A 26,168-nucleotide genomic window follows, 5' to 3' on the forward strand; every position below is an offset into this window, starting at 1 on the left:
AAAAGCCCGCATTAACGCGGGCTTTTTTCTAACAGCGCATCAAACTGCTGAATCACTTTTTCCACACTTATCAAGCTCATCAAGTCATCCCCTTTGGCCCGTTTCCCCCAAGGGATAGTCATGTTAGGGAATTGCTGACGAATCACCTCATTATACACACTCACCACTTGCATTAAGCACATATATGGCCCAGTTCGCCCAGGGTTAGAGTGTGCGTATAACCCTATCACTGGGGTGCCTTGAGTAACGGCCATATGAGCAGGGCCGGTATCAGGAGCAATCACTACAGAGGCATTTTTCAATACAGCTAATAGCTGTGTTAAAGAGGTTTTAGCCACCATATTTTCAATCGACTGAGTAGCAAAACCAGTGATTGAACTCGCTAGCTCAACTTCAAGTTGACTCGGTCCACCACAGATAAGAACTCGATACCCTTGTGACACTGCATAATCAGCAACTGCAGCATACCTTTCTGGTAACCAGTTGCGTTCAGCTTTACTGGCAGCAGGGCAAATCACTAAGACTTTTTCATCCTTACCAATCAATTCATTAGCAAATTGAGTATCAGCAGCAGGAACAGGAATATGCCAATTAGGTGTGAGGTCCTCAACACCTATGGCTTTTGCAAATCCCATAAAGCCTTCTAGTACATGTGGGGTTGCTAACGCTTCTACCGCGTGATTAGTCACTAACCATTGACCTTCTTTAGCCCGCGCTTTATCAAATCCAATGCGGACTTTTGCTGAAATCATTAACGATGCAATTGTGGCTCTTAATGCCACTTGCATGTGCAGTAAAACATCAAACTCTTGTCCGGATAAGGCTTTTCGTAAAGTTGTATAACTGCGCCATCCTTGGGATTTATCAAAAATAACAAACTCAACCCCAGGAAGGTGCTTGAGTAGTTGATATTCGACTTTACCAATCACCCAGGTGATCTTTAACTGTGGATATTGCTTCTGAATCGCTTGCACCATGGCAACGGCATGACAAACATCGCCAATTGCAGATAGTCGAAGTAAACATAAGGATGTCATTGATGCAAAGTCAGCTTTCATGGGCCATTAACCAGATAAGTACAAGAGTTCGATCTTAATGTAGAATAAGCGATATAGCCACAGACAAATCGAAGCTTTGTAATTCATTTATGCAAATAAAATCAACAAACAAAGGTGTTATCGCTTGGTGCGATGATCTCGCTAAAGACCTTACGCCAGCAAACTTCACTCCTGAGTATTGGCATGAAAATAACGCCGTTATTGGCCAATCTAAAGGCCGCTATACCACTTGGTTTGTTGAGCATAAAACCCAACTGTGGGTTTTAAGGCATTACTGGCGTGGTGGCTTAATTGAGAAATTCAGTAAGGATGCTTATGTATTTACTGGATTTAACCGCACCCGCGCCATGGGTGAACTTGCGATTTTAAATACCCTTTATCAAGAGGGTTTCCCAGTACCTAGGCCTATTGCCGCCAATATTGAGCGCTTTGGTATTTGGTATCGTGCAGATTTATTAATTGAATTAGTGAACGGTGCGAATGATTTAGTCGCCTTGCTGACAAAATCAGAGTTAACTGCGGAGCAATGGCAACAACTGGGGAAAACTATTGCTCAATTTCATGTCCGCGGTGTTTACCATGCCGATTTGAATGCCAAAAATATCTTATTCGCTAAAGAGCAGTTTTATCTGATTGATTTTGATAGAGGTGAACTTAAAGCGCCGAATTCAGCTTGGCAGAAAGCCAACTTAAGTCGCTTATTACGCTCATTTAATAAAGAGAAAGCCAAACTAGCCGCATTACAATTTGAGCAAGAAAACTGGCAGCAACTTTTATCAGGCTACAACCAGTTTATGAGTCAAAAATCTTAATCCTACAAACTCTTATCTCTAAAAATTATTAACTGTATCGAGTTTTATTTATTCGCTGGCGGTAAATAGGACTCAATAACCTGCAGTTGTTTAGCCAATGCCCCACGGTTTTGACTAACTACGGTTAAACAAGCCTTAGCAGCATTGTCATATTGCACTTTATCGACAAATAAGCCCAATAGATGCTCAACTAGCTCATTTTTGTCTTTCACTACCTCTAGTCCACCAGCTTGTTGTAATAAAGCGGTAATCTCAGCAAAATCCCAATGGTGTGGCCCTACGCTCACAGGTAACCCCATTGCTGCAGGTTCAAGCGGGTTGTGACCGCCATTTTCTATCAAGGTGCCACCGATAAACGCAAAGTCGGCGGCGCCATACAGCATTAACAACTCACCCATAGTGTCGCCCAGTAAAACATTCACACCTGAATTAACCGTTTCATTCATGCTGCGTCTTGCCAAGGTTAGCCCTTGCTGAGTCGTGGCTACTGCCGCTACATTAAATTGCTCTGGATGCCTTGGCGCCATAATTAACAGCGCATCAGGATGATGCTTTAAAAGCTGCTGATGCACTTGAAGCATGATTTCAAATTCACCAGGATGAACACTGCCAGCGACCCACACAGGGGATGAAACACGTCCCCACTGTTGACGCAAAGATTGCGCTTGAAGTTGTTTGCTTTCATCAATACTTAAATCAAATTTCAGGCTGCCACAAACCCTTAAAATATCTAAGTTCACACCCAATGCTTCAAACCTAAGTGCTTCTGCTTGGGTTTGCACTGCAATAGCATCTAGCTTAGTCAGCATAGGTAGACTCAGCTTGATTTGCTTTTGGTATTTTGCCGCAGATTTTTCAGATAAGCGTGCATTGGCTAATATCAACTTACATTGGCGCGCTTTAGCAAAGTGAATTAAATTTGGCCATAGCTCAGTTTCCATCATGATGCATATTTTAGGGTTAACTTGAGCTAAAAAACGTTTAACGCAAAGACTAAAATCCAGCGGAAGATAACAATGCTGAACTCGATTTCCGAGTTCGGCTTTAAATGCTTTAATAACCTCATCAGAGCCTGTCGGGCTAGTCGTCGTAATGGTGAAAGTCAGCTGCGGATGTTGCGCCATTAATGTCTTTATCAATGGTATTGCCGCTAAGGTTTCTCCCATAGACACGCTATGGATTAGCACATCAGAACTCGATAACGAGGTTAACCCAAACCGCTCTCCCCAACGCAATCTATATGCAGGACTTTTGATGCCACGAAAAGCAAAATATAGCACCACTAAAGGTGATAATAGGTATAAGAGGACAGAATATAGGCCACGAGTCATGAAAAGAGTCTTAATCAATTTTGCTTGTCAGATAAACACAATGTTAACATAAACCAAAACCACATGAATAAGTGTTACAGCAACATATTCTTCGTATAGTGAGCTATGTTGTATAACCTAAATGCTGTTGTTTATGTCGCCTTCAAAACTGCCATTGGGCATCAAGACGTAGTTCTCAATGTGATTAAGGCTGAACTGACCAGATGTAAGTGTGTTTTAATATAAGATTCATAAGGATATGCATTAAGCGTCTTATTGGGTCACCAAGACTCCTATAGTTAGCAATTGATAATTGGAACCGATATGAAAACCCGCGATAAAATTGTTTTTGCCAGTCTTGAACTCTTTAATGAACACGGTGAACGTAATATTACCACCAACCATATTGCCGCTCATCTCGGAATAAGCCCTGGAAATCTTTATTATCACTTCCGCAATAAAGAGGACATCATCAACTCTATTTTTGCTCTGTACGAAAGTCACTTAGAGTCTGGCTTTAAGCCATATGAAGACACAACAGTCGATATTGAGCTATTGATGGGCTATTTTGACGCCATGTTTTATACCTTATGGCAGTTCCGTTTCATGTACGCCAATCTTGCAGACATATTAAGCCGTGATGAAGCACTTAAAACACGCTATTTGACCGCACAAGAACAGGTATTACGTCGTTCAAGCGATGTATTACGCAAGTTAATTAGTGATGGTTTTCTTGAAATAGAAGACGCCAAGGTTACTGCTTTAGCCGATACGATAAAGATGATGGTTAGTTTTTGGATTAGTTATCAACTTACACAATCAAGTACATCTACTATCACTAAAGCCACGCTATATGAGGGCTTGTTACGAGTGCTGATGATCTTCAAAGCCTATTCAACCCAAAGTTCAGAGCCAACATTCACCCGCCTTGAACAACATTATCTTGATATAGCGTCTCAAGAACGTGACGCAGCAGCATAAAACCCAGCAAACATACGCATACAAACCGCCTTTTTACGACTAAAATATAGCTGTAAATTGGCGGCTCACTGACTTTTAACATGATAAGCCCTTCATTATTCAGCACTTAACAAAACGGTGTTAATGATTAGTATATCTAATGTGAAAACAGCCCTAGCCCTAATCATTTTTATATCGCTACGCAGGTTAAAAAAAACACTGTAGAGCCAGTAAAATTAAGGTTAGAATGCCGCCAAAGATTTCCATATTAAAACTATATTTAGGAGAAATCAGGTGGCCTCTACCTCATTTTACGACCGCATAAATCAACAACTTGTCGACGTTAAAGCTGAAGGCTTATACAAAAGTGAACGTGTTATCACTTCAGCCCAGCAAACGGCGATTAATGTAAATAGTGAAGAAGTCATTAACTTCTGTGCCAACAACTATTTAGGCCTAGCAAATCACCCTGAATTAATTAATGCTGCTCAAAACGGGTTAAATACTCATGGTTTTGGTATGGCATCTGTTCGTTTTATTTGTGGAACACAAAATATCCATAAACAACTAGAAAATAGCCTCAGTGAATTTTTAGGCATGGAAGATACTATTTTGTATTCTTCTTGTTTCGATGCCAACGCAGGTCTATTTGAAACCTTACTAGGCCCTGAAGATGCTATCGTATCTGATGCATTAAACCATGCATCAATCATTGATGGTGTTCGTTTATGTAAAGCCAAGCGTTTCCGTTATGCCAACAACGACATGACCGATTTAGAAACACAATTAAAAGCAGCGAAAGAAGCGGGTGCTCGCGATATTCTTATTGCGACAGACGGTGTGTTTTCAATGGATGGTGTTATTGCCAACCTTCAAGGTGTTTGCGATTTAGCTGATAAATACGGCGCACTGGTTATGGTTGATGACTCTCATGCAGTTGGTTTTGTCGGTGATAACGGTCGTGGAACTCACGAATTTTGCCAAGTAATGGATCGTGTAGACATTATCACAGGCACACTAGGTAAAGCGTTAGGCGGTGCATCTGGTGGGTTCACTTCGGGCAAAAAAGAAGTCATTGATTGGTTACGTCAACGCTCACGTCCTTACTTATTTTCTAACTCTTTAGCACCTTCAATTGTCAGCGCATCAATTCATGTGCTTGAAATGCTGAAGTCTGGCCATGCGCTTCGTGAAGCAGTATGGGAAAACAGCCGTTATTTCCGTGAAGAAATGACCAAAGCAGGTTTTACCTTAGCAGGTGCAGATCATGCCATCATTCCAGTCATGATTGGTGATGCTAAATTGGCAAGCGACTTTTCAAATCGCCTTTTAGCTGAAAATATTTACGTGGTCGGATTCTCATTCCCTGTTGTACCAAAAGGCCAAGCACGTATCCGCACACAAATGTCAGCAGCACACTCTCGTGCTCAAATCGATAAAGCGATTGAAGCCTTTACCCGCATTGGTAAAGAAATGGGCATTATTTAAGGTCTAAACAATGAAAGCACTTAGCAAGTTAAAGCCTGAAGAAGGTATTTGGATGGTTGATGCGCCTAAACCTGAAATGGGCCATAACGATCTATTAATTAAAATTCGTAAGACCGCTATTTGTGGCACAGATGTGCATATCTACAACTGGGACGAGTGGTCACAAAATACTATTCCTGTGCCTATGGTAGTGGGCCATGAGTATGTCGGTGAAGTCGTCGATATGGGCCAAGAAGTCCGTGGGTTTACTGTCGGAGACAGAGTTTCAGGTGAAGGTCATATTACCTGTGGTCATTGCCGTAACTGCCGTGGTGGCCGTACCCATTTATGCCGCAACACTTCAGGTGTGGGTGTAAACCGTGATGGCGCATTTGCTGAATATCTTGTTATACCTGCATTTAATGCATTCAAAATTCCGGATGATATTTCTGATGATTTAGCATCGGTGTTCGACCCATTCGGTAATGCTGTCCACACCGCATTATCATTTGATGTGGTCGGTGAAGATGTACTGATTACTGGTGCTGGCCCTATTGGTATTATGGCTGCTGCGGTTTGTAAGCACGTTGGCGCTCGTCATGTGGTCATTACAGACGTCAATGAGTATCGTCTCGATTTAGCCAGAAAAATGGGCGCAACTCGTGCGGTTAATGTGGCTAAAGAAGACTTAAAAGATGTCATGAATGACTTAGGCATGACCGAAGGGTTTGATGTCGGGTTAGAAATGTCAGGCGTTCCTTCTGCGTTCCATTCTATGCTCGATACCATGAACCACGGTGGCAAAATTGCCATGTTAGGTATTCCTGGTGGCGACATGGCCATTGATTGGAGTAAAGTGATCTTTAAAGGGCTTATCCTTAAAGGTATTTACGGTCGTGAGATGTTTGAGACATGGTACAAAATGGCAAGTCTAATCCAGTCTGGTTTAGATTTATCACCTATCATTACTCATCACTTCTCAATTGATGACTTCCAACAAGGCTTCGATGCTATGCGTTCAGGTCAATCAGGTAAGGTCATTTTAAACTGGGATTAATTCCCATCGTAAATTACCGCAATAATAAAGGGGTTGTATCAATACAGCCCCTTATTAGATACTTCAGTTATTACTTTTATCCCATTTCACATAGCAGCGGTATAGCATGAGCACATTTAAGCACCTTTCAATCAATGAATTAATCCATATGACAGCAGACTCAAGTGATGTCCAAATCGTCGATATCCGTGATGCTGCGAGTTATGCAGCAGGTCATATTGAAGGATCAATTCATCTCACTAATGAAAACATTGCTCATGTAATAGCAGAAGCGGACATGGATATGCCATTAGTCGTTGTCTGTTATCACGGCATTAGTAGTCAAGGTGCAGCAGGTTACTTAATTGAACAAGGATTTGATGACGTATATAGCTTAGACGGTGGCTTTACAGCTTGGAGCGCAGCGCACGCATGATTGAAATCGGCCAGTTACCCCACGCACGCGCAGCTCAAGCCTTTATCGACTACTTGAAAGGGTTAGATATTGAGTGTGTACCCGTTGTGACTGCAAACGGGGTATCTCTGGTCGTGTATGATGAAACAAAAGCTGAACAAGCCAAGCATGAATTTGAGCTTTTTAGACAAAACCCATATCAAAAGAAATATTTAGAAGCCTCTTGGGATAATGGTTCAACCCAAACTAAGCTCGATTATGGCTCGTCCTCTTTAGGCCTAGTGCAACAATTTATTACCGGAGCAGGCCCTTTAACCCTAATCACTTTTTTTGTCTGCATGGTTGTCTTTGCTGCGATGAACCTCGGCTTTGCTAATCACGTTTTTAGCGCTTTGTCCTTCTTTGGGGCAGTTCCTGGTAGCGACTTTAGCCAAGTTTGGCGTGCCTTTACCCCTAGCTTAATGCACTTTTCAGCCATGCATCTTATCTTCAATTTACTTTGGTGGTGGTATTTAGGCGGTAAAATAGAAACAAAACTTGGCACACGACCACTGTTGATATTACTGGTCGTTGCAGGCACCTTGCCAAGCCTAGTGCAATATATGATGACAGGCCCTAACTTTGGTGGTTTATCTGGCGTCGTTTACGCCGTTGTTGGATATACTTGGATTATGGGTCAACGAAAACCAGATGCAGGTATTGGCTTACCCAATAGTTATATGACTTTTATGCTGATTTGGTTAGTTTTAGGCTTTACCGATCTATTGGGAATGCCAATAGCCAACGGCGCACATATCGGAGGCTTGTTAGTCGGGTTAGCGCAAGGCTTTTTTGATAGCCAAAGGCAAAGCAATACTCGGGTCGATCAGTAACTCCTGTCTCGATAGCTTCACAGGTTAAGCTATCGAGAATCGAATATGTCACTTCATTCCAGTTCAGCGTTAAGAGTAATGTATGACACGTACATTTTTTAATCACGTCATTTCAAGTACTTTAGCCACTAGCTTTTCAATACCTACATTTGCCTCTGCAATGCTATTCGCAAGCATGTAAGCAGGTGTGGATACGATGTTATTGTGTGTATCAACGATAATATCTTCAACGGTAGCATCACGGTGGTCACCCCCCATTTCTGTGAAGGCCTGGGCGGTTCCACTATCATTACCGATCGTGCCAATAGGGTTGGTTTTAAAAATGCTAGGGATCATAACCGGCGCAATACACATAAACCCGATAGGTTTCTTCACTAAAGCAAATTCTTGAATAAACGCTTCGACACTAGGCTCAACTGTACTGCCACTTCCTGCGACGGCGAAATCGCATAAGTTTTTTGCCGCACCAAAACCGCCAGGCACAATCAAACCATCATATTCAGTGATATCTAATGACTGAACGTTTAGCACTTCACCGCGACAAATTCTGGCAGACTCTTGCAAAACGTTACGAGTTTCTGCACCATTTATTTCGCCATTAAGATGATTCACCACATGCATTTGTTCAACATCAGGTGCAAAGCATTGATAATTAGCCCCTGCTTTTGATAACGCCAGCAAGGTTAACACTGACTCGTGTATTTCTGCGCCATCATAAACACCACAACCGCTCAGTAACACAGCAATATTTTTCATTTTAGATCCCTATAAAGTGGCTTAATTTAACTTTTTTCAAACAAATCTATTGATCTGATTAAAAAACATGCTAACTTAGTTTCTCGAAATTATTTCATGGTTTAAAAACTGTACCAAATAATTGACTAAATCAAGAAAGATATTAAAAAAGTCCACAAATTAGGAATATTTTTAAAAACTACAATTAAACTCACAAAAATATTAAAAAACATTTATTTTCAATAATTTAAACGTTTTATTCCCAGTCGTAATTAAAACACCTTTATAAGATAAATTAATTCACTCACAGAGTTATCCACAGCCTGAGAGTTAATTTTCCGTGGCCGAAAATCCTTGTATGTGGCATTCTAAGGCCATCTCAGAATACTGAAAATGAAAACAGACTATGCCAACAATCCCCAATAACCCACTCGTCCTTGTGGATGGTTCTTCTTATCTTTATCGTGCGTTTTATGCACCACCACATTTGACTAATTCAAAAGGCGAAGCAACAGGTGCTGTTTATGGTGTAGTCAATATGCTTCGCAGCTTAATGAGTCGCTATAACCCTAGCCATATTGCAGTGGTTTTCGACGCTAAAGGAAAAACCTTCCGTAATGATATGTATAGTGAGTACAAAGCGCAGCGTCCTCCTATGCCGGATGATTTACGCTCACAAATCGCCCCACTTCACGCCATTATTCATGCGCTGGGATTACCCCTAATTTGTATTCCAGGTGTCGAAGCTGATGATGTCATCGGTACTATTGCACTAAAAGCCAGCAAAGAAGGCCGCGCCACCCTTATCAGCACGGGTGATAAAGATATGGCGCAATTAGTTGATGACAATGTCACACTCATTAATACCATGACAGATACCATTATGGGCCCAGCTGAAGTAACCGAAAAATTTGGTGTTGGACCCGAGCTCATTATCGACTTATTGGCCATGATGGGTGATAAAGCCGATAACATACCAGGCTTACCAGGTGTTGGTGAAAAAACAGCTTTAGCAATGCTTACTGGTGTAGGCGGGGTTGATAAACTCATCGCTAACCCTGAAAGCGTACTTGATGTCACCTTCCGCGGCTCAAAAACCATGCCTAAGAAGATTGAAGACAATAAAGAAATGCTGCAGTTATCTTACGATCTCGCCACCATCAAAACCGATGTTGAATGGGAAGATGATTGGACGCCGTTAGAAATTAAACCTCAAGACCGCGATGAGTTAATTAAACTGTTCGGGGAAATGGAGTTTAAACGCTGGTTAGCTGAGGTGTTAGATAACAAATCTGCCTTTTCTACAGCTACAGCCACCACGACTAACGAAGTCCAAGAGGCCACTCCTGCCATTGATGTTGAATATGAGACAATATTAACCGAAACTGATTTAGCTAATTGGATTAGTAAACTGTCTAAAGCTGAACTCATTGCAGTTGATACCGAAACCACCAGCTTAAATTATATGGAAGCTAAGCTAGTTGGCATTTCGTTTGCCATTGAAGCGGGCAAAGCCGCTTACCTTCCACTAGCACACGATTATTTAAATGCGCCTGAGCAACTTCCTATGAAATATGCTTTAGAGCAACTAAGACCTATTCTTGAAAGTGACAGCATCAAAAAAGTCGGGCAAAACCTTAAGTACGACATCAGTATTTTTGCCAATGCTGGGATCACCCTAAAAGGGGTCCAGTTTGATACTATGCTTGAGTCTTACGTATTTAACTCTGTTGCTTCACGCCATGATATGGATGGATTAGCGCTTAAATACTTAGGCCATAAAAATATTAGCTTTGAAGAAATTGCAGGTAAAGGTGCAAAGCAGCTGACTTTTAACCAAGTCGAATTAGATGTAGCCAGCCCTTATGCAGCAGAAGATGCTGATATTACCTTACGTTTGCACCAACATTTATGGCCAAGAGTAGAAAAAGAAGCCAAGCTAACTTCGGTATTTAACGATCTAGAGCTGCCGCTTATTCAAGTGTTATCAGACATTGAACGCCAAGGTGTATTGATTGATAGCATGCTGCTGAGCCAGCAAAGTGATGAGTTAGCCCAGAAAATTGATGAGCTTGAAACCAAGGCCTATGACATTGCTGGCGAGAAGTTTAATTTAAGCTCTCCAAAGCAACTACAAGCGTTATTTTTTGAGAAGCTCGGATACCCGATCATCAAAAAAACGCCAAAAGGCGCACCATCTACAGCTGAAGATGTATTGATTGAATTAGCATTAGACTACCCGTTACCTAAGTTAATTTTACAACACCGCAGTTTATCCAAACTGAAAAGCACATATACCGATAAGCTTCCTTTAATGGTCAATGCTGAAACGGGCCGAGTACATACTAGTTACCACCAAGCTAATGCCGCTACAGGTCGTTTATCATCAAGCGAACCCAACCTACAGAATATCCCTATCCGAACAGAGGAAGGCCGTCGGATTAGGCAAGCGTTTATCGCACCAGAAGGTCGTAAAGTTCTGGCTGCTGATTACTCTCAAATTGAACTGCGTATTATGGCTCACTTATCTCAGGATAAAGGTTTATTGACCGCATTCGCTGAGAATAAAGATATTCACAAAGCTACCGCAGCTGAAGTCTTTGGCGTTCACTTTGAAGAAGTCACCACTGAGCAGCGCCGCCGCGCTAAAGCGGTTAATTTCGGGCTAATCTACGGTATGTCAGCCTTTGGACTGGCTAAACAATTGGATATTCCACGTAAAGAAGCTCAAACCTATATCGATACCTACTTTGCTCGATATCCTGGAGTGCTTAAATACATGGAAGACACGCGCGCGCTTGCTGCCGAAGTCGGCTATGTTGAAACCCTATATGGAAGAAGATTGTATCTGCCAGATATTAAAGACCGTAATGCTATGCGACGCCAAGCCGCTGAGCGGGCAGCAATTAACGCCCCAATGCAAGGTACAGCAGCTGACATCATTAAAAAGGCGATGATCACCATCGACCAATGGATTAAGTCAGAGACAAACGGCGAAATAACCATGATCATGCAAGTACACGATGAGTTGGTATTCGAAATTGATGAATCAAAAGCAGATGCACTACAGGCAAAAGTATGTGAATTGATGGCTCAAGCAGCAAGCCTTGATGTGACCTTATTAGCTGAAGCTGGTATCGGTGACAACTGGGATGAAGCGCATTAGCCATATCGAATATGTTATTTAGGTTTATATAAGTTGTCCTAACATATAAAAATCACAACAGCTTCAATACAAAACCCGACAATCCCGTAGTTTTATCACTGCGGGATTGTTTTTTTTGAAGCTAATTTCATCGACAAGGCGATTTTTTCAACGATATTTGTGTCAAACTTCACATTATTGTTCATTTTTATAAAAAACAGTTTTTCATTTTAAGGCTAATGACGTATTATCATCTGCGTAGGGTACAGAGGTTAAGATGTTCCATCTTTCAGACCTTTTTTATTCGCTAGAAATAGTGACAAGCCGAATTATGGCGCTCCAGCATTTTTGTGCTGGAGCTTTTTTTTGCCAAAAATTTATTTTAGAGTAAATACTTTAAATCTGTGTGAAAAACGATTACTATATCGTTATTGAGCGTCATCGATGAGTAGGTGGCACTTGAGTCTTGTTGAATTTAGCTTCTCCCCAAAAGAGCTAATTTTTTTAACCGGTGACATTATGTCGTCGGTTTTTTTTTGCTTAATATTCACCGCCTAGTGCCAATATACCGTTATATTCAAACCTTACGCACAAAAAAGCCGCTGAGTGAATTAACTCAACGGCTGCATTAAAGCGGTTTACGCTATCAGTTATTCTTTATCTTGCTCTGCCTGCTGCTCAGCTTCAGTCAACCAGCTGGGATTGCACCACTCGTTTAAAATACCTAAGACTTTAGGTTTTCCAGTGCCTTTTAATGATGAGAAAGGCTCAACTTTTACCCAGTCACCAAATTCAGCCAGCTCTTTGCGCACGGCATTAACCGTTTTCATTTTGACATTTTGAGCAAGTTTATCGGATTTAGTCAGTAATGCTAAAACGGGGATTTCACTTAATACCGCCCACTCAATCATTTGCATATCTAAATCTTTTAACGGATGTCGAATATCCATCAACACAACGACACCGCTTAGACAGGCGCGCTCTTGCAAATATTCACCTAAGGCTTTTTGCCATTTATTCTTCATCGCTAAAGGTACCTTAGCAAAACCATAGCCAGGTAAATCGACTAAGCGACGGTTTTCATCTAACTCAAAAACGTTAATAAGTTGAGTTCGCCCAGGGGTTTTACTGGTTCTCGCTAAGTTTTTTTGCTCAGTAAGTGCATTTAAAGCACTAGACTTACCCGCATTTGAGCGGCCAGCAAACGCAATTTCTACTCCAGTATCACCAGGCAAGTACTGATCGAGATGTGCAATGTCTGGCGCACTAATTAAAAACTTGGTTTTTCGAAAATCTATACGCGTTTCTGACACGATTTACTCCAATAATTTTTAGGTAATACCTTAATTATGTAAGATTTGCTTACTTTTCCACATTTTCGTGTAAAATATTAGCCTGATCACAGTTTGTAGATTTTACCACGCTTGCGGGTCTTCCTAGTAAGCTCAGGACAATAAATTAAACAAGAAGTTGGAACGCCATGAAAAAGTTAGCTCTTGCGCTGTCTGTATTTGCCGCTATATCAACGCCTGCAATCGCTGAAGGTGATGTGGAAGCGGGTAAAACTAAATCAGTTATGTGTTCTGCCTGTCACGGTGTTGACGGTAACAGCATTGCTCCTATATGGCCTAAATTGGCCGGACAGCACGCATCTTATCTAGAAAAACAATTACATGATTTCCAAGCGGCAGCGAAAAGCGGCGGCAAAGAAGGTCGTAATGATCCTACCATGACTGGCATGTCATTGCCTTTATCTGAACAAGATATTAAAGATGTTTCTGCTTATTACGCAAGCCAAACTCAAACGGTAGCTGATGTGGCCAATGTGCCAGCCGAAGGTGAGGCTTTATATAAAGGTGGAGACATGGCTCGTGGCATTACTTCATGTATGGCTTGTCATGGACCAGACGGAAAAGGCGGTGAGCTAGCAGGCTTCCCTGCGATTGGTGGTCAGCATGCTGATTACATCAAGATTCAGTTAACCAAATTCCGTGATACAAGTCGTAACAATGATTTAAATGGCATGATGCAGGATGTGTCTAAAAAGTTATCTGACAGTGACATTGAAGTTTTATCTCAATACATTTCAAGCCTTAAGTAATTTTTTATTCATAAATTGATGAAGCTAAAAGGGTGATTATTCACCCTTTTTTATTACTCAATGTTTACGTTTACGTAAACTTATCAATATTCACGCTTGACAGAGATCACGCTTTTAGGGTTAAATAGCCCCGTACCGAGATGAACCCAACTGTGAGAACAAAAATATTAATTCTACTTCACAGATTTCGGATACGTTTACATTTAAGATATAAGAATAAAATTAATAAATAACAATAATATAAATAAGACCACTCACTAATAATAATAAGAGTCGTGATTTCAGCTTGAAATCCAGGTCATACAGAATTTGTAAGGAACAGACCTTATTGGTCGATACGCTTAAATAGCACTCCCTTACGCAACAGAGATAGAACCCCATAAGGACACTACTTTAAGGATTAAAGTAGCAGCATAGGAAGCTAATTTGCTTAGGATGCACTTGCGGAGGCTTGTTTATCACTGGAAGGTACTTTTAAACACGGATTGTTTACTCATGTCATTGAAGACAACTAAGGATATTGATGAGTCATTGAAGACCATCTACGGAAGCTGTGGTCAGGACGGCAACAGGATATAAAAAAAGTGTCATTGAAGACCGATAACAACTAAAAATGCACGGAAAGCTCTAAAAATAAGATGGATACTGACCGGGATAGTCACATAGCAAGTATGGATACTTGGAATCAAAATTTGGTGCGATAAGCACTATCTTTCAAGGTGGCAGTTTACTGCCACCTTTTTTATTTCTTATTTTCAAAAAATCTGCTATTGATTGATAATTATCATCTATCATCTTTGTTGGGTCACTTCTTATATCAATGATTAAATGCCCGTTGTGCAGCAATGCTGCTGAGTTTTTTATTCAAGACAAAAAAAGAGCATTTTATACCTGCTCTGACTGCCATCTAGTCTTTGCAAACCCACAATCATATCTAATGCCTGCAGCGTTAAAACAACGCTATGGCAGAGCCAATAAAGCCTCAAAGCAAAAACAGCTTGTTCAATTCATCCAACCTTTACTCACCCAAATTAGCGCTCAGCAACATGGGCCATTAACAGGCCTTAATTTTGGCCGAGTATTGGACAGTAATAGTTTAGATAAAATAGAACATGCAGGACATAGTCTTTATCAATACGACCCATTTATAAAAATTGATCAGCATATATTTAATCGCCAATATGATTTCATTTGTTGCTATCGAGTACTTGAGCATTTTCAACAACCCGCTAAAGAGTGGGCTTTATTATCTAGCTTATTAAAAGAAGGTGGCTGGTTAGCAATCAGCACCTCACTGCTAACTGATTTAAGCCTTTTTTCGAAGTGGCATTTTAAAAACAATCCCAGCCACGTGAGCTTCTATCGCCAACAAACTTTCGAGTATTTGGCACAAAATAGCGAATTTAAGCTATTATTTGCAGCTAAAGAGCTCGTATTGATGCAAAAAACATCAAAGTCTGATATAAAGCGCATCCTTATTTAGTGCGAGGTGGCTCATACCCATCTAGCCAAATTTATACAACTACATGAGATCACCGATGGCTCGTAGCAAAAAATCGCGCAAGGGCGGCGAAAATGGCCCTAAACAAGCACCAAGAGTCAAAAAATCTGAGCGTAAAGCCATTGGCGGCAAAAAAACAGAAAGCGGCCGTAAGTCTGGCAGTCGTCATAATGAAGCGCTAATTGAAAAGCAATCACCGCATATCAAAACGACGAAAAATAACGATCCTCGCCATGGCAGTAAAAAGCCTGTTGCGTTAAATATTGCGCCTGTCGCAGAAAAAGCCGAAGCAAAAGTAAAACAGCCAAAGCTAACAGATGAGCAAAAATTACTTAAGCTTGAAGAAGACCCAAGATTTAACCAATTACTGGACTTATTAGAAGAAGGTAAAAACCTATCCGCTGACGATCAAAAGTGGTTAGATGGTCAACTTTCTAAAATTGAAGCCTTAATGGAAAAATTGGGTATTTCAGATGCAGAAGAACTTCCGCCTCAAACAGGTAAAGTGGCATCTGATGATGATTTATATGATCGCTTTGAAACAGGTGCCGATGTCTTAAAAGACTACCAGTCATAAGAGTGTTTTAGATGGCATGCTTTAGTCGGCATGCCATTTTTATATCTTGCATAGTGAATAAGTTAATAAGGATAGTTTGTGTCTAGCATTGTTATTGTTATCGCCGTTGTTATTGTAGTTCTATTAGCGTGTTACGCAGTTTTCCTATTAAGCAAACTCAACAAACAGCAAAAAGTAGCACAAGCGGCCAAGCAGCAACGTTTAAACGATGCCAAACAAAAAAAGCAGAAAGTATTGGATGATATTAAATATATCGCTTCAGCAATGCTTGAAGAACGATGTGAGCCTTCAGAGGGTGTCATGCGTATCGCTAAATTATTTGAAGCATTATCCATGTCTGAACAAATGGCTGTTGAGTTCCCGAGCATTTTTGAGCATTACGACTGCATCAAAGCGCATCCGATTAAAGAAGAGCGTAAGGCATTAGCCAAACAACAGCGAATGAAGCTAGATTTAGCGCGGATGAAATCTGAAGCTAAACTGGAACAAGGCATACTGGATGATGCAAAAAAAATCACACAATTTCATTTCGTGCATTAGAGTTTATTAACGACTAAGACCTCTATTTGATAACAAGTCTCATTATTATCAATAAGTTAATATGAGGCAGGTTTCTGCCCCAAGTGCGTAGCTAAGGCTGTGAGCCATTGCACAAATTCACAAAACTTCACAGCTTTCTGGCTAAATATGGCCTTTCTAGCAACATCAAGTTTCAAATTTACAACGTAGTTCAAGGTTTTTTGTCAAAGATGGCTGCATACTTCGTCTATTGCTAATTTACTCGGAGGACGCGCCTTGAAGCARCCCACACAAATAAGTTGGGATCAGTCGATGATCGAAAAATATAACTACAGTGGTCCACGCTATACGTCGTATCCAACGGCATTAGAGTTTGATGATACTTTTACTGAGCAAAACCTACTATCTGCTATCGAAACCAGTAAAAGCGATAAGCTGTCTTTATATATTCACATCCCCTTCTGCGCCAAGCTTTGTTATTACTGTGGATGTAATAAAGTCATTACTCGTCATGCTCATAAGGCTGATCAGTATATTGAATATCTTGCCAGCGAAATCATAAAACGCGCTCCTTTATTCAAACACTACACCGTGACTCAAATGCACTGGGGTGGCGGTACACCGACATTCTTAAACCCAGAGCAAATCTTAACCCTGTCTAAATTAATAAAAAGTCACTTTAACTTTGCTGATGAAGGCGAGTTCTCAATTGAAGTCGATCCACGTGAAATCGAACTATCGATGTTGGATACACTTAAAGAAGCTGGCTTTAATCGTATTTCTATTGGTGTTCAAGACTTCAATAAAAAAGTACAAGTTGCTGTTAACCGTGAGCAAGATGAGAAATTCATTTTTGACCTAATGGCTAAAGCAAAAGACATGGGGTTTGTGTCTACTAATGCCGATTTAATTTACGGCTTACCACATCAAACACCAGAAACTTTCGCTGAAACGATTCAACGTGTTATTGAGCTATCACCTGATCGTTTATCAATCTTTAACTATGCTCATTTACCGTCTCGTTTTGCAGCACAGCGTAAAATTAAAGATGAAGATATGGCATCGCCACAGCAAAAGCTCGACATGCTGCACCAAACCATTGAATCATTGACCTCTGCAGGTTATCAGTTCATTGGTATGGATCACTTTGCTAAGCCTGACGACGAGTTATCTAAGCTACAAAACGAAGGTAAGCTTCACCGTAATTTCCAAGGTTATACAACGCAAGAAGAGTGTGACTTGCTGGGCTTAGGTGTTTCTTCAATCAGCCAGATTGGTGATTGTTACGCTCAAAACCAGAAAGATATTCGCCCTTACTACGAGTCAATTGATGAAACTGGTCATGCATTGTGGAAAGGCTGTAGCTTAAATCGTGATGACGAAATTCGCCGTGTCGTCATTAAGCAAATGATCTGTCACTTCGATTTAGATTTAACTAAAATTGAACAGCAATTTGACTTGAACTTTGAAGAATACTTTGCAGAAGACTTAAAGCTGCTACAAACCTTCATCGATGACAAACTGGTTGATATTACAGATCGTAAACTAACAATTAGCCCTACAGGCCGTTTATTGATTCGTAATATTTGTATGTGTTTTGATGTTTATTATCGTCAAAAAGCACGTCAACAACAGTTCTCACGTGTTATCTAATACACGGAAATGAAAACAAAAAAACCGCTGATTTCAGCGGTTTTTTATTATCTAAACATTCATTACTTTTTTGATGCGTATAGTGCTTTTCTTTCACTGTCTGATAAAAATGCCATTTCAACGCCATTACGTTGTACTTGGGCAATTTGCTCATCAGATAGGTTAAGTTCAGACTTGGCAATACGATATTCATGCTGAATATCAATATTGCTCACACCAGGGTCATCGGTATTGAGTCCAATCAATACACCCGCATCTAAGAATTGCGTAAATGGGTGAGCATCATAATCAGCCACTGTAGAAGTATGTAAGTTACTGGTAGGGCAAGATTCAATACCTATTGAGTGTTTAACCAAATACTCCATCAACTTAGGGTCATGAATAGCATTTACACCATGCCCTATCCTAGTCGCACCTAGCTCTTGAATCGCTTGCCACATGCTCTCTGCACCAGCAGCTTCACCAGCATGTGCTGTAATCTGTAAGCCTGCATCACGGACTAATTTAAAATGTTCATTAAATAAGTCACCAGGGAAACCCAATTCATCTCCGGCTAAATCCATACCAACTAATGCATCACGGTGAGCAAGCAGACCTTCAAGCTCTAAGCGGCATTTTTCTTGACCAAACGAACGCGACATAATGCCAATAAGGTTAACTTTAACATCGTGCTCCTTCACACCTGCTTTGACACCATCAATGACAGCCTCAACCACACCTTCAATCGGTAAATTGTGATTCATTGCCATATAATACGGGCTAAAGCGTAACTCGGTATAATCTAATCCTGATATCGCTGCATCTGCGACATTTTCATATGCGACACGTTTGACTGCATCTAAGTCCGCTAATACAGCTACCATCCAATCCAGCTTTTTTAAAAAAGCGACTAAGCTGTTTTCCTTACCTTGGATCTGAACAAACGGAGCAAGAGCTTCTAACGTTTGTGCAGGCAGCTTAATTCCATGCTGATGTCCGAGCTCCCAAATGGTATTGACTCTAACGTTGCCATCTAAGTGACGATGCAAATCAACTAATGGAATGGATGTATTGATCATTATTAACCCCTATTAATTTTTTAAGCTAAATCTGTTTTCTTTATAATGAACATCTAGCATGGCGAAGTTTAACACGCCTCCACAAAAAAATGACGTTTTAATCGCCTAAATAGTACAATCAGTAACAAATATTTCCGCCTGAACCGCTAGCGTGCTAACTGTTGAATTGTTATGTTGTAACTGAGAAATTTAACCCAAAATTCAAAGTCTACATAGGGATACAACATGCGTAAGCTAATCTTGCCCGCGATAATCATGCTGTCAATAACTGGCTGCAAAATGACCACTGGCTCAAAAGCCCAATATTATCTTGGCGATAATTACAAAAGTGAAGAAGTCGCAAGCGAAACGCAAAATGTCTCAGCCAGCAAAAAAGTTGAAGACATGGATCTTCAATCAATTATAGATAAAGCCTGGCAAGTTAACTTAGATTTTTCTCCTCAGCTCGCTTATTCACTTGGTGATGAATCCAAAGCTTCACAACTACCCGACTTGTCACCTGAGACACTGGCAGCCAAAAACATACGTCAGCAAGAACTCCTTTCATCTTTAAAGCAACTTGACCAAAACACGCTATCGGCAACAGGTAAGATAAATGCACAGTTGCTACAATACCAACTGCAAAATGAGGTTGATTTATACCGTTATAAAGATCATTACCTACCAATAACGGCAGAAAGTGGTTTCCATGCATATGTCGCATCTATGGCTAATGCCACATTCAACACAACTCAAGATTATGCAAACTACTTAACCAAATTAGCAGCGTTATCAAATTACTTTGCTCAACAGACCTTTTGGCTAAAACAAGGGCTAAGTAGTGGTATTACACCAGCTAAAGCGACCTTAACAGGGTTCGAAGACAGCATTAGCGCGTACATTGTGCCTGTAGAGCAAAGTCGATACTTCAAACCATTTACCCAATTTCCAAGTCACTTTACTGCTGAGCAAAAAGCGAAACTTGAGAAAAAAGGCAAACAAGTGGTCAGTGAACAAGTGCTCCCCTTGTATCAGCAGTTTTTTGACTTTATGACGCAAGAATATATCCCGAATGCGCGAACCTCGATTGCTGCTAACGATCTACCTAATGGCAAAGCTTTTTATCAAAACAGAGTTGCTTACTACACAACTCTGGATATGACAGCTGATGAAGTACACGCGCTCGGTCTTGAGGAAGTGGCGAGAATCAAAGCGGAAATGGAACAAGTGATATCAGATGTTGAGTTTGAAGGCAGCTTCGCTGACTTCTTACACTTTTTACGTACAGATCCTCAGTTCTACCCCAAAACGGCAGAAGAACTATTAAAAGAAGCGGCTTATATTGCCAAAAAAGCCGATGCCGTATTGCCTAAATACTTCGCAACGCTACCCCGCACGCCTTATGGTATTAAGCCAGTACCTGCGGAAATAGCGCCTAAGTACACAACAGGTCGCTACTCTGGCTCCAATAGAGACGATGAGCCAGGCTATTACTGGGTCAATACTTATGCCTTAGATAAGCGTCCACTTTATGAAATGGAAGCACTCACCTTACACGAAGCTGTACCGGGTCATCATCTACAAATATCATTAAACAAAGAGCTAACTGATTTACCTAACTTCAGACGATACAGTTATATCTCTGCATTTGGTGAAGGTTGGGGGCTATACTCTGAATATCTCGGCCTTGAAGCAGGTTTTTATCAAGACCCGTATAGTAATTTTGGTCGCTTAACATATGAAATGTGGCGCGCTGCAAGACTTGTCGTCGATACTGGCATGCATGCTAAAGGTTGGACAAGACAGGAAGCCATTGACTTTATGGCAAGTAATACTGCGCTATCAATGCACAATGTGACTACAGAAATCGACCGTTATATTTCATGGCCAGGACAAGCATTATCATACAAAATCGGTGAGCTCACGATTAAGCGTTTACGCAATAAAGCGGAAGAAGCATTAGGCGAAGACTTCGATATTCGATTATTTCACGATGCGTTACTAGAAAATGGTTCAATCACCATGGAAATTTTAGAGCAAAAAGTAAATGAGTTTATAGCGGAACAACAAAAACAAGCTTAACTAAGTCAACGCTATATTGACTGGTTCTCTAAACCAGTCAATATAGCAAGTTTCCTCGCAACACATCACTTTCACTAAAATATCATCTGTTAGTTTGCTACACTGCCCCAATCTTATATCGATATATTCTCAGATAACCAAAGGTGAGTGATTTGTATTTTTCGTCAGAACAACAACTCAATAGCGATCAACAACAAGCATTCTGGCAAACAGTCACGCAATCCACCATGATCAAAGAGAACATCTCCATCGCCTATGCTCATGTTATTCACCCACATAGTCGCAAAGCGATTGTAATAAGCAGTGGTCGAGTTGAAAGCTATTTGAAGTACAAAGAACTAATGTTCGATCTTTATCAACAAGGCTTTAGTTTATATATTCTCGATCATAGAGGTCAGGGGCTTTCAACTCGAACAACCACCAACAAGCATCAAGGGCATATTAATAAGTTCCAAACATACATTGATGATCTAAATGACTTCGTTGAGCAAGTGGTAAAGCCCCAAGCGCACCAAGATTTATATTTAGTTGGCCACTCAATGGGGGGAACAATTGGAACCTTATATATGCAGCAACATCCGACAGTATTTAATGCTGCTGTGTTTTCCGCCCCCATGTATGGAATAAAGTTGCCATTTAATAAGGCTTTCATCCGCTCATTGGCAACACTATTAGATACTTACAATGAAAAACAACCAAATAAACAGCCTAACTACGTACTCGGCGGTACCAATTACCAAGCAGTTGAGTTCGAAAAAAACCATCTGACACATAGTCAAGCAAGGTACCAACAGATTGTAGATGTGTTTGCTCAACACCCTGAAATTCAACTAGGCTCACCCACTAATCATTGGTTACTTGAAGCAATTGATGCCGCAGAGCGCGCAATAAATGCAGCAGCATTAAGCATTAAGCCAATCCTGATACTCCAAGCGCTAGATGATGAAATTGTCGATAACATGGCGCAAAATAGAGCTGAGAATAACCTTTGCCAGATAAAAAGGATTGCTAACTGTCGTCATGAAGTCTTTGTCGAAGCAGATGAGGCACGCAACCAAGCACTACGTAGCTTAGTCACTTTTTTAAATCAGTATTGAATTAGGCACTAAGACAAGGCATTAAAAGGCACCTTCCAAACCACACTTAAGGTCAACTCTGACTCTAGAAGGTGTTTTATGTCCTGTTGAGTTAGCGGTCGGCTAATCACATATCCTTGGAATAGATTACTCTTCAGCTGACTGAGTGTGGTTAATTGCTGTCGGTCTTCAATTTGTTTTACCACGACTGGGTAGTTAAGCTCTGTAGTCATATTAACCAATGAGGTGAATATGTTTCTCGAGTCTTCAGAAATCGTAATATCGTTGATATAACTCGCTGCAAACTTAACTTGTGAAAAATGGATCCCATGTAAGCGATATAGCGGACACAATCCTGAGCCAAAGTCATCCAAAGCGACTCTGACACCTAAACGTTGCAACGTTTGTATTTTAGCTTTCGCCGTCACTGGATTAATCGAAAAGATACCCTCTGACAACTCCAATTGAATATATTCCGGTTTTACACCTCTAGACTCAATTTTTGATTGGATAACACTGACAAACATATCTTGATGAAAGTGCCTCGAGGAAATATTGATCGAAAAACAAGGACAAGAAAGTTCTGTATTGTGCAAGCTATCGATGAAACGACACACTTCATCTAACATCCATAATTCAAGCTCAAAAATAGAGTTAGACAGCTCTGCGACTGGAATAAACTGCTTAGGACTAATGTAACCGAACTCAGGATGATGCCAACGCATCAGTACTTCGACACTTTCTGTATTACCATCAATATCAACAACAGGTTGATACACTAAAGACATTTGATTGAGCTTAATGGCTTTCTTTAATTCTTGATGAAGCTTTTGAGGTTCATGATGACTTCCATCTAGTTGCAAACTATGTAACACGCAACTGTTATTGGGACTCTCAATTGCTTTACCTAAAGCAGTATCTGCCCTAGATAATAACTGACTCGGGTCTAAAGACTCCTTACCATCAAATACCACCATGCCGATTTGAGTAAAAACAGAAAAGTCTTGTCCTGAGAGATTAAAGCTTCGTCCAACAACTTGCCTGACTTCGCTCGCTAACGCTAAAGCCCGTTTGTTAGCATGTTCTAAGTTCGCCCCTAAGTTTTTAGCTGCAATAACAAACTCATCATCACCTAAGCGGCTCAATAAGCAACTTCCTGCAAAAGCCCCCGCTAATCGTGCTGATATCTGCATTAATAATCTGTCACTCAATTGCTCGCCAACAGCTTCATTAACCAGCTTAATATTGCTCAAATTAATTAGCATCATAGTGCAATACTGACCAGACTTACGTGCATAAGCCTGTAAATCAAATAGTTCATTTGCTAATGCTTCACGATCTTTAATATCAGACACACCAGCATGACTTTGGCGCTCTACAGTAATTTTTTGATTCTGCAGCTCTGCAGTGACATCAGTAATAGACCCAATCATGCGAATCGGATTACCTTTGTCATCCCACTGAATAATCTGTCCTATATCCAGCACCCATATGTACTCGTTACTTTTATTGAGTAACCGGTGCACGCTTTCATAGTGATCGGTTTTATTAGCTAAGCATTGCTCAATAGCGCGTAGTACAGTGTTTTTCTCATCTGGGTGCAATCTAGATTCCCACGCGTCATAATTATTTGTAACTTCATTCGTCTCATAACCTAATATTTCTTTCCAATTATCAGATAAGAAGACCTCATTCGTCTGGGTATTCCAATCCCATATGCCATTATTATTAGCACTGATTGAATACAGCCAACGCTGCTCAGAGTTGGTCACCTTTTGGTTATTATCTTGAATTAGCTTTTCGGCCTGTAATAACGATTCGCCAAGGTTATACACCTCTTCAACTAGACAATTAATTCTCGTGTTATMTGGTTTAGATTGCAGAACATTTTTTGCTCTTGTAGTTAATTGCTTTACCGGTCTGACTAATAGCCAATATAAAGCCCAACAGAAAAATACGACAAGTAAGCCACCTGCTCCCCAAATGAAAACAAAGCGCTTTTGTAACTGATCTGATGCATCAGCAATAAGTGAAGAAATATCATATTCTAGATAAATCACATCTACAGCACTTGAGTAGCTGTAATTAGAAGATGTGTTAATAGGGTAATAAGCTTGAATTGATAAACGGTCTTTATTGACCTTGATAAAAGACTCACCATCGGCAACAACTTGTTGATGAATATCGTTTGAATAACCTTCAACAACATTCTGCGCATCACTTTCTCGCCAAATTACATGGTTAGCAAACTTGATCCTACTAGAAGCATCAAGAATGACATACACCATCATATGGCTATCAGTAGAAACTAAGGATACTTCTTGCTCAATTCTCGAAATATCTTGTACAGACAGAGCGGACTCTACCACATGGATCATCCTAAATAGATCTTTCTGAATCTGTTTAGTCTCTCTTGCTGCGACCTCTGAACGTAATTCATCTCTCTCATAGTAAAACTCTCCGCTAACTAATAATAAGTACAGAGAACATAAGAAAAATGGCACTAAGAACGATAGTGAAAAAGAAGGTCGCTTTGGCAAATGTACACCGTTAGTTGTTAATAAGAATGTATCGCATTGATAACATACTAAAGACAAACACAATCAACAACTATAAAAACGACTTTAACCAAAACATAATACATTTGTCTGATTATTAAGGGATATTAACGCTCTTCCAGCATTTTTATATACGAATTAATTAGCTATTAGATAAAAACACAAATAAGAAATTTCGTTTGCTTAAGTGACACATTGTGAGGAAAAATCTACCAGTGCTCATAATGAGCTCACACAAAAATGAGAATAACTTTCTCAACAATCTGCCTCAATGATCAAACACAAAAAAGCCCGTTACGTGAGTAATGGGCTATCTGCTCTCATAAAAAAAAATTAAGCGCTCAGCAATGGCCTACTTTTACATGGACATATCAATCACACTATCAGCAGTTGATGAGTCTAAAATTGAGCTTTAGCTTTGTTTCCGAGGATGTATTCTTAAATTACAGACACAAAAAAGCCCGTTACGTCAGTAACGAGCTATCTGCTCTCAATTAAGAGAAATTAGGCGCTTGGCAATGACCTACTTTTACATGGGCACATTGTCCACACTGTCTTACGCTACACAATTCACTTAACAAACACAAAAAAGCCCGTTACGTCAGTAACGGGCTATCTGCTCTCTTAAAGAGAAACTAGGCGCTTGGTGATGAGCTTCTTACACATGGGCATATCGTCCACACTATCTTTCGCTGTACTAAATTTTGACTAGCTATGTACGAAAAAAGCCCTGACTATTAAGTCAGGGCTTTCTCGACTCTCTTAAAAGAGAAATTAGGCGCTTGGCAATGACCTACTTTCACATGGGGAGACCCCACACTATCATCGGCGCGATTGCGTTTCACTACTGAGTTCGGGATGGGATCAGGTGGTACCACAATGCTATTGTCACCAAGCAAATTTGGTTGTTAATCGCTTATCGCAATTAACTAAATTCGGAAAGCTGTTTGAGTGTTTTACTTTATTAAGCGCTTTAAATTCTTCACTAAGTCTTACCTTCAACAGTAAGTAATAAATCTAGTTACCATCAACTCAGATAAAAACTCATCTGGGTTGTATGGTTAAGCCTCACGAGTCATTAGTACAGGTTAGCTCAACGCCTCACAACGCTTACACACCCTGCCTATCAACGTCCTAGTCTCGAACGGCTCTTTAGAGGAATTAAATTCCTAGGGATGACTCATCTTAGGACTCGCTTCCCGCTTAGATGCTTTCAGCGGTTATCGATTCCGAACGTAGCTACCGGGCAATGCT

The 26,168-nt window shown here is 40.5% G+C and carries 20 protein-coding genes and 2 rRNA genes; 14 read left to right on the forward strand and 8 right to left on the reverse strand.

Features of this window, described 5'->3' with window-relative positions:
- Positions 1-11: 11 nt before the first annotated feature.
- Positions 12-1,058, reverse strand: a complete 1,047-nt coding sequence (locus A9267_RS18835) for a glycosyltransferase family 9 protein (RefSeq protein ID WP_065110299.1) — start codon at positions 1,056-1,058, stop codon at positions 12-14.
- 89 nt (positions 1,059-1,147) lie between these two features.
- Between A9267_RS18835 and A9267_RS18840 the strand changes: the two genes are divergently transcribed.
- Positions 1,148-1,870, forward strand: coding sequence for a 3-deoxy-D-manno-octulosonic acid kinase (locus A9267_RS18840; protein ID WP_065110300.1), 723 nt, complete (start codon positions 1,148-1,150; stop codon positions 1,868-1,870).
- Positions 1,871-1,914: 44 nt separating this feature from the next.
- On the opposite strand, the gene waaA is transcribed toward A9267_RS18840, so the two are convergent.
- The gene (gene waaA / locus A9267_RS18845; protein WP_065110301.1) at positions 1,915-3,201 is read right to left on the reverse strand and encodes a lipid IV(A) 3-deoxy-D-manno-octulosonic acid transferase; all 1,287 of its coding nucleotides are present in this window, start codon (positions 3,199-3,201) and stop codon (positions 1,915-1,917) included.
- Between the two features lie 303 nt (positions 3,202-3,504).
- On the opposite strand from waaA, the gene A9267_RS18850 reads away from it, so the two are divergent.
- From A9267_RS18850 to glpG, 5 genes are all read left to right on the forward strand, one after another.
- Positions 3,505-4,161 (forward strand): TetR/AcrR family transcriptional regulator, encoded by a 657-nt coding sequence (locus A9267_RS18850; RefSeq protein ID WP_055025827.1) that lies wholly within the window; start codon positions 3,505-3,507, stop codon positions 4,159-4,161.
- Between the two features lie 273 nt (positions 4,162-4,434).
- Positions 4,435-5,628 carry a glycine C-acetyltransferase gene (locus A9267_RS18855; protein ID WP_065110302.1) on the forward strand — a complete coding sequence of 398 codons (1,194 nt, stop codon included), beginning with the start codon at positions 4,435-4,437 and terminating at the stop codon, positions 5,626-5,628.
- A 10-nt stretch (positions 5,629-5,638) separates the two neighbouring features.
- Positions 5,639-6,664, forward strand: a complete 1,026-nt coding sequence (gene tdh / locus A9267_RS18860) for an L-threonine 3-dehydrogenase (protein WP_065110303.1) — start codon at positions 5,639-5,641, stop codon at positions 6,662-6,664.
- Between the two features lie 106 nt (positions 6,665-6,770).
- Complete coding sequence (glpE, locus tag A9267_RS18865; RefSeq protein WP_055025824.1) at positions 6,771-7,079, forward strand: thiosulfate sulfurtransferase GlpE; 309 nt, start codon at positions 6,771-6,773, stop codon at positions 7,077-7,079.
- Positions 7,076-7,930 (forward strand): rhomboid family intramembrane serine protease GlpG, encoded by an 855-nt coding sequence (gene glpG / locus A9267_RS18870; RefSeq protein WP_065110304.1) that lies wholly within the window; start codon positions 7,076-7,078, stop codon positions 7,928-7,930. The genes glpE and glpG overlap by 4 nt, the downstream gene beginning before the upstream one ends.
- Positions 7,931-8,032: 102 nt before the next feature.
- On the opposite strand, the gene elbB is transcribed toward glpG, so the two are convergent.
- Complete coding sequence (gene elbB, locus A9267_RS18875; RefSeq protein ID WP_065110305.1) at positions 8,033-8,686, reverse strand: isoprenoid biosynthesis glyoxalase ElbB; 654 nt, start codon at positions 8,684-8,686, stop codon at positions 8,033-8,035.
- Between the two features lie 385 nt (positions 8,687-9,071).
- Between elbB and polA the strand changes: the two genes are divergently transcribed.
- A complete protein-coding gene (polA, locus tag A9267_RS18880; RefSeq protein WP_065110306.1) occupies positions 9,072-11,831 on the forward strand; it encodes a DNA polymerase I in 2,760 nt (919 codons plus the stop codon).
- Between the two features lie 629 nt (positions 11,832-12,460).
- Here the strand turns inward: polA and yihA are convergent.
- Positions 12,461-13,123 (reverse strand): ribosome biogenesis GTP-binding protein YihA/YsxC, encoded by a 663-nt coding sequence (gene yihA / locus A9267_RS18885; protein WP_055025820.1) that lies wholly within the window; start codon positions 13,121-13,123, stop codon positions 12,461-12,463.
- 167 nt (positions 13,124-13,290) lie between these two features.
- On the opposite strand from yihA, the gene A9267_RS18890 reads away from it, so the two are divergent.
- From A9267_RS18890 to hemN, 5 genes are all read left to right on the forward strand, one after another.
- A complete protein-coding gene (locus A9267_RS18890; RefSeq protein ID WP_055025819.1) occupies positions 13,291-13,911 on the forward strand; it encodes a c-type cytochrome in 621 nt (206 codons plus the stop codon).
- Between the two features lie 820 nt (positions 13,912-14,731).
- Complete coding sequence (locus A9267_RS18895; RefSeq protein ID WP_065110307.1) at positions 14,732-15,394, forward strand: methyltransferase domain-containing protein; 663 nt, start codon at positions 14,732-14,734, stop codon at positions 15,392-15,394.
- Positions 15,395-15,449: 55 nt separating this feature from the next.
- Positions 15,450-15,989: a Der GTPase-activating protein YihI gene (gene yihI / locus A9267_RS18900; protein ID WP_065110308.1), complete on the forward strand. Its 540-nt coding sequence runs from the start codon at positions 15,450-15,452 to the stop codon at positions 15,987-15,989.
- Positions 15,990-16,067: 78 nt separating this feature from the next.
- Entirely contained in the window at positions 16,068-16,529 is a 462-nt protein-coding gene (locus A9267_RS18905; RefSeq protein ID WP_055025816.1) for a DUF2489 domain-containing protein, read from the forward strand.
- A gap of 255 nt (positions 16,530-16,784) precedes the next feature.
- Positions 16,785-18,161 carry an oxygen-independent coproporphyrinogen III oxidase gene (hemN, locus tag A9267_RS18910; protein WP_080914512.1) on the forward strand — a complete coding sequence of 459 codons (1,377 nt, stop codon included), beginning with the start codon at positions 16,785-16,787 and terminating at the stop codon, positions 18,159-18,161.
- A gap of 62 nt (positions 18,162-18,223) precedes the next feature.
- Here the strand turns inward: hemN and add are convergent, their stop codons facing one another.
- On the reverse strand, positions 18,224-19,219 hold the full coding sequence (gene add, locus A9267_RS18915; protein ID WP_055025814.1) for an adenosine deaminase: 996 nt from the start codon (positions 19,217-19,219) through the stop codon (positions 18,224-18,226).
- A gap of 225 nt (positions 19,220-19,444) precedes the next feature.
- On the opposite strand from add, the gene A9267_RS18920 reads away from it, so the two are divergent.
- Complete coding sequence (locus A9267_RS18920; RefSeq protein ID WP_065110309.1) at positions 19,445-21,280, forward strand: DUF885 domain-containing protein; 1,836 nt, start codon at positions 19,445-19,447, stop codon at positions 21,278-21,280.
- 152 nt (positions 21,281-21,432) lie between these two features.
- On the forward strand, positions 21,433-22,377 hold the full coding sequence (locus A9267_RS18925) for an alpha/beta fold hydrolase (RefSeq protein ID WP_231919218.1): 945 nt from the start codon (positions 21,433-21,435) through the stop codon (positions 22,375-22,377).
- Positions 22,378-22,385: 8 nt separating this feature from the next.
- Here A9267_RS18925 and A9267_RS18930 read toward each other — a convergent pair whose 3' ends face one another.
- From A9267_RS18930 to A9267_RS18940, 3 genes are all read right to left on the reverse strand, one after another.
- Entirely contained in the window at positions 22,386-24,896 is a 2,511-nt protein-coding gene (locus A9267_RS18930; RefSeq protein WP_065110311.1) for a bifunctional diguanylate cyclase/phosphodiesterase, read from the reverse strand.
- Positions 24,897-25,694: 798 nt separating this feature from the next.
- A 5S ribosomal RNA gene (gene rrf / locus A9267_RS18935) occupies positions 25,695-25,810 on the reverse strand.
- A 161-nt stretch (positions 25,811-25,971) separates the two neighbouring features.
- A 23S ribosomal RNA gene (locus A9267_RS18940) occupies positions 25,972-26,168 on the reverse strand; the annotation flags it as partial.

Source organism: Shewanella sp. UCD-FRSSP16_17, from assembly GCF_001675935.1.
Classification (GTDB): domain Bacteria; phylum Pseudomonadota; class Gammaproteobacteria; order Enterobacterales; family Shewanellaceae; genus Shewanella; species Shewanella japonica.

Bases quoted from the DNA above. Each gene is read 5' to 3' on its own strand.
- A9267_RS18835 (WP_065110299.1), bottom strand. From the start codon at position 1,058: ATGAAAGCTGACTTTGCATCAATGACATCCTTATGTTTACTTCGACTA.
- A9267_RS18840 (WP_065110300.1), top strand. From the start codon at position 1,148: ATGCAAATAAAATCAACAAACAAAGGTGTTATCGCTTGGTGCGATGAT.
- waaA (WP_065110301.1), bottom strand. From the start codon at position 3,201: ATGACTCGTGGCCTATATTCTGTCCTCTTATACCTATTATCACCTTTA.
- A9267_RS18850 (WP_055025827.1), top strand. From the start codon at position 3,505: ATGAAAACCCGCGATAAAATTGTTTTTGCCAGTCTTGAACTCTTTAAT.
- tdh (WP_065110303.1), top strand. From the start codon at position 5,639: ATGAAAGCACTTAGCAAGTTAAAGCCTGAAGAAGGTATTTGGATGGTT.
- glpE (WP_055025824.1), top strand. From the start codon at position 6,771: ATGAGCACATTTAAGCACCTTTCAATCAATGAATTAATCCATATGACA.
- glpG (WP_065110304.1), top strand. From the start codon at position 7,076: ATGATTGAAATCGGCCAGTTACCCCACGCACGCGCAGCTCAAGCCTTT.
- elbB (WP_065110305.1), bottom strand. From the start codon at position 8,686: ATGAAAAATATTGCTGTGTTACTGAGCGGTTGTGGTGTTTATGATGGC.
- polA (WP_065110306.1), top strand. From the start codon at position 9,072: ATGCCAACAATCCCCAATAACCCACTCGTCCTTGTGGATGGTTCTTCT.
- A9267_RS18890 (WP_055025819.1), top strand. From the start codon at position 13,291: ATGAAAAAGTTAGCTCTTGCGCTGTCTGTATTTGCCGCTATATCAACG.
- A9267_RS18895 (WP_065110307.1), top strand. From the start codon at position 14,732: ATGATTAAATGCCCGTTGTGCAGCAATGCTGCTGAGTTTTTTATTCAA.
- yihI (WP_065110308.1), top strand. From the start codon at position 15,450: ATGGCTCGTAGCAAAAAATCGCGCAAGGGCGGCGAAAATGGCCCTAAA.
- add (WP_055025814.1), bottom strand. From the start codon at position 19,219: ATGATCAATACATCCATTCCATTAGTTGATTTGCATCGTCACTTAGAT.
- A9267_RS18920 (WP_065110309.1), top strand. From the start codon at position 19,445: ATGCGTAAGCTAATCTTGCCCGCGATAATCATGCTGTCAATAACTGGC.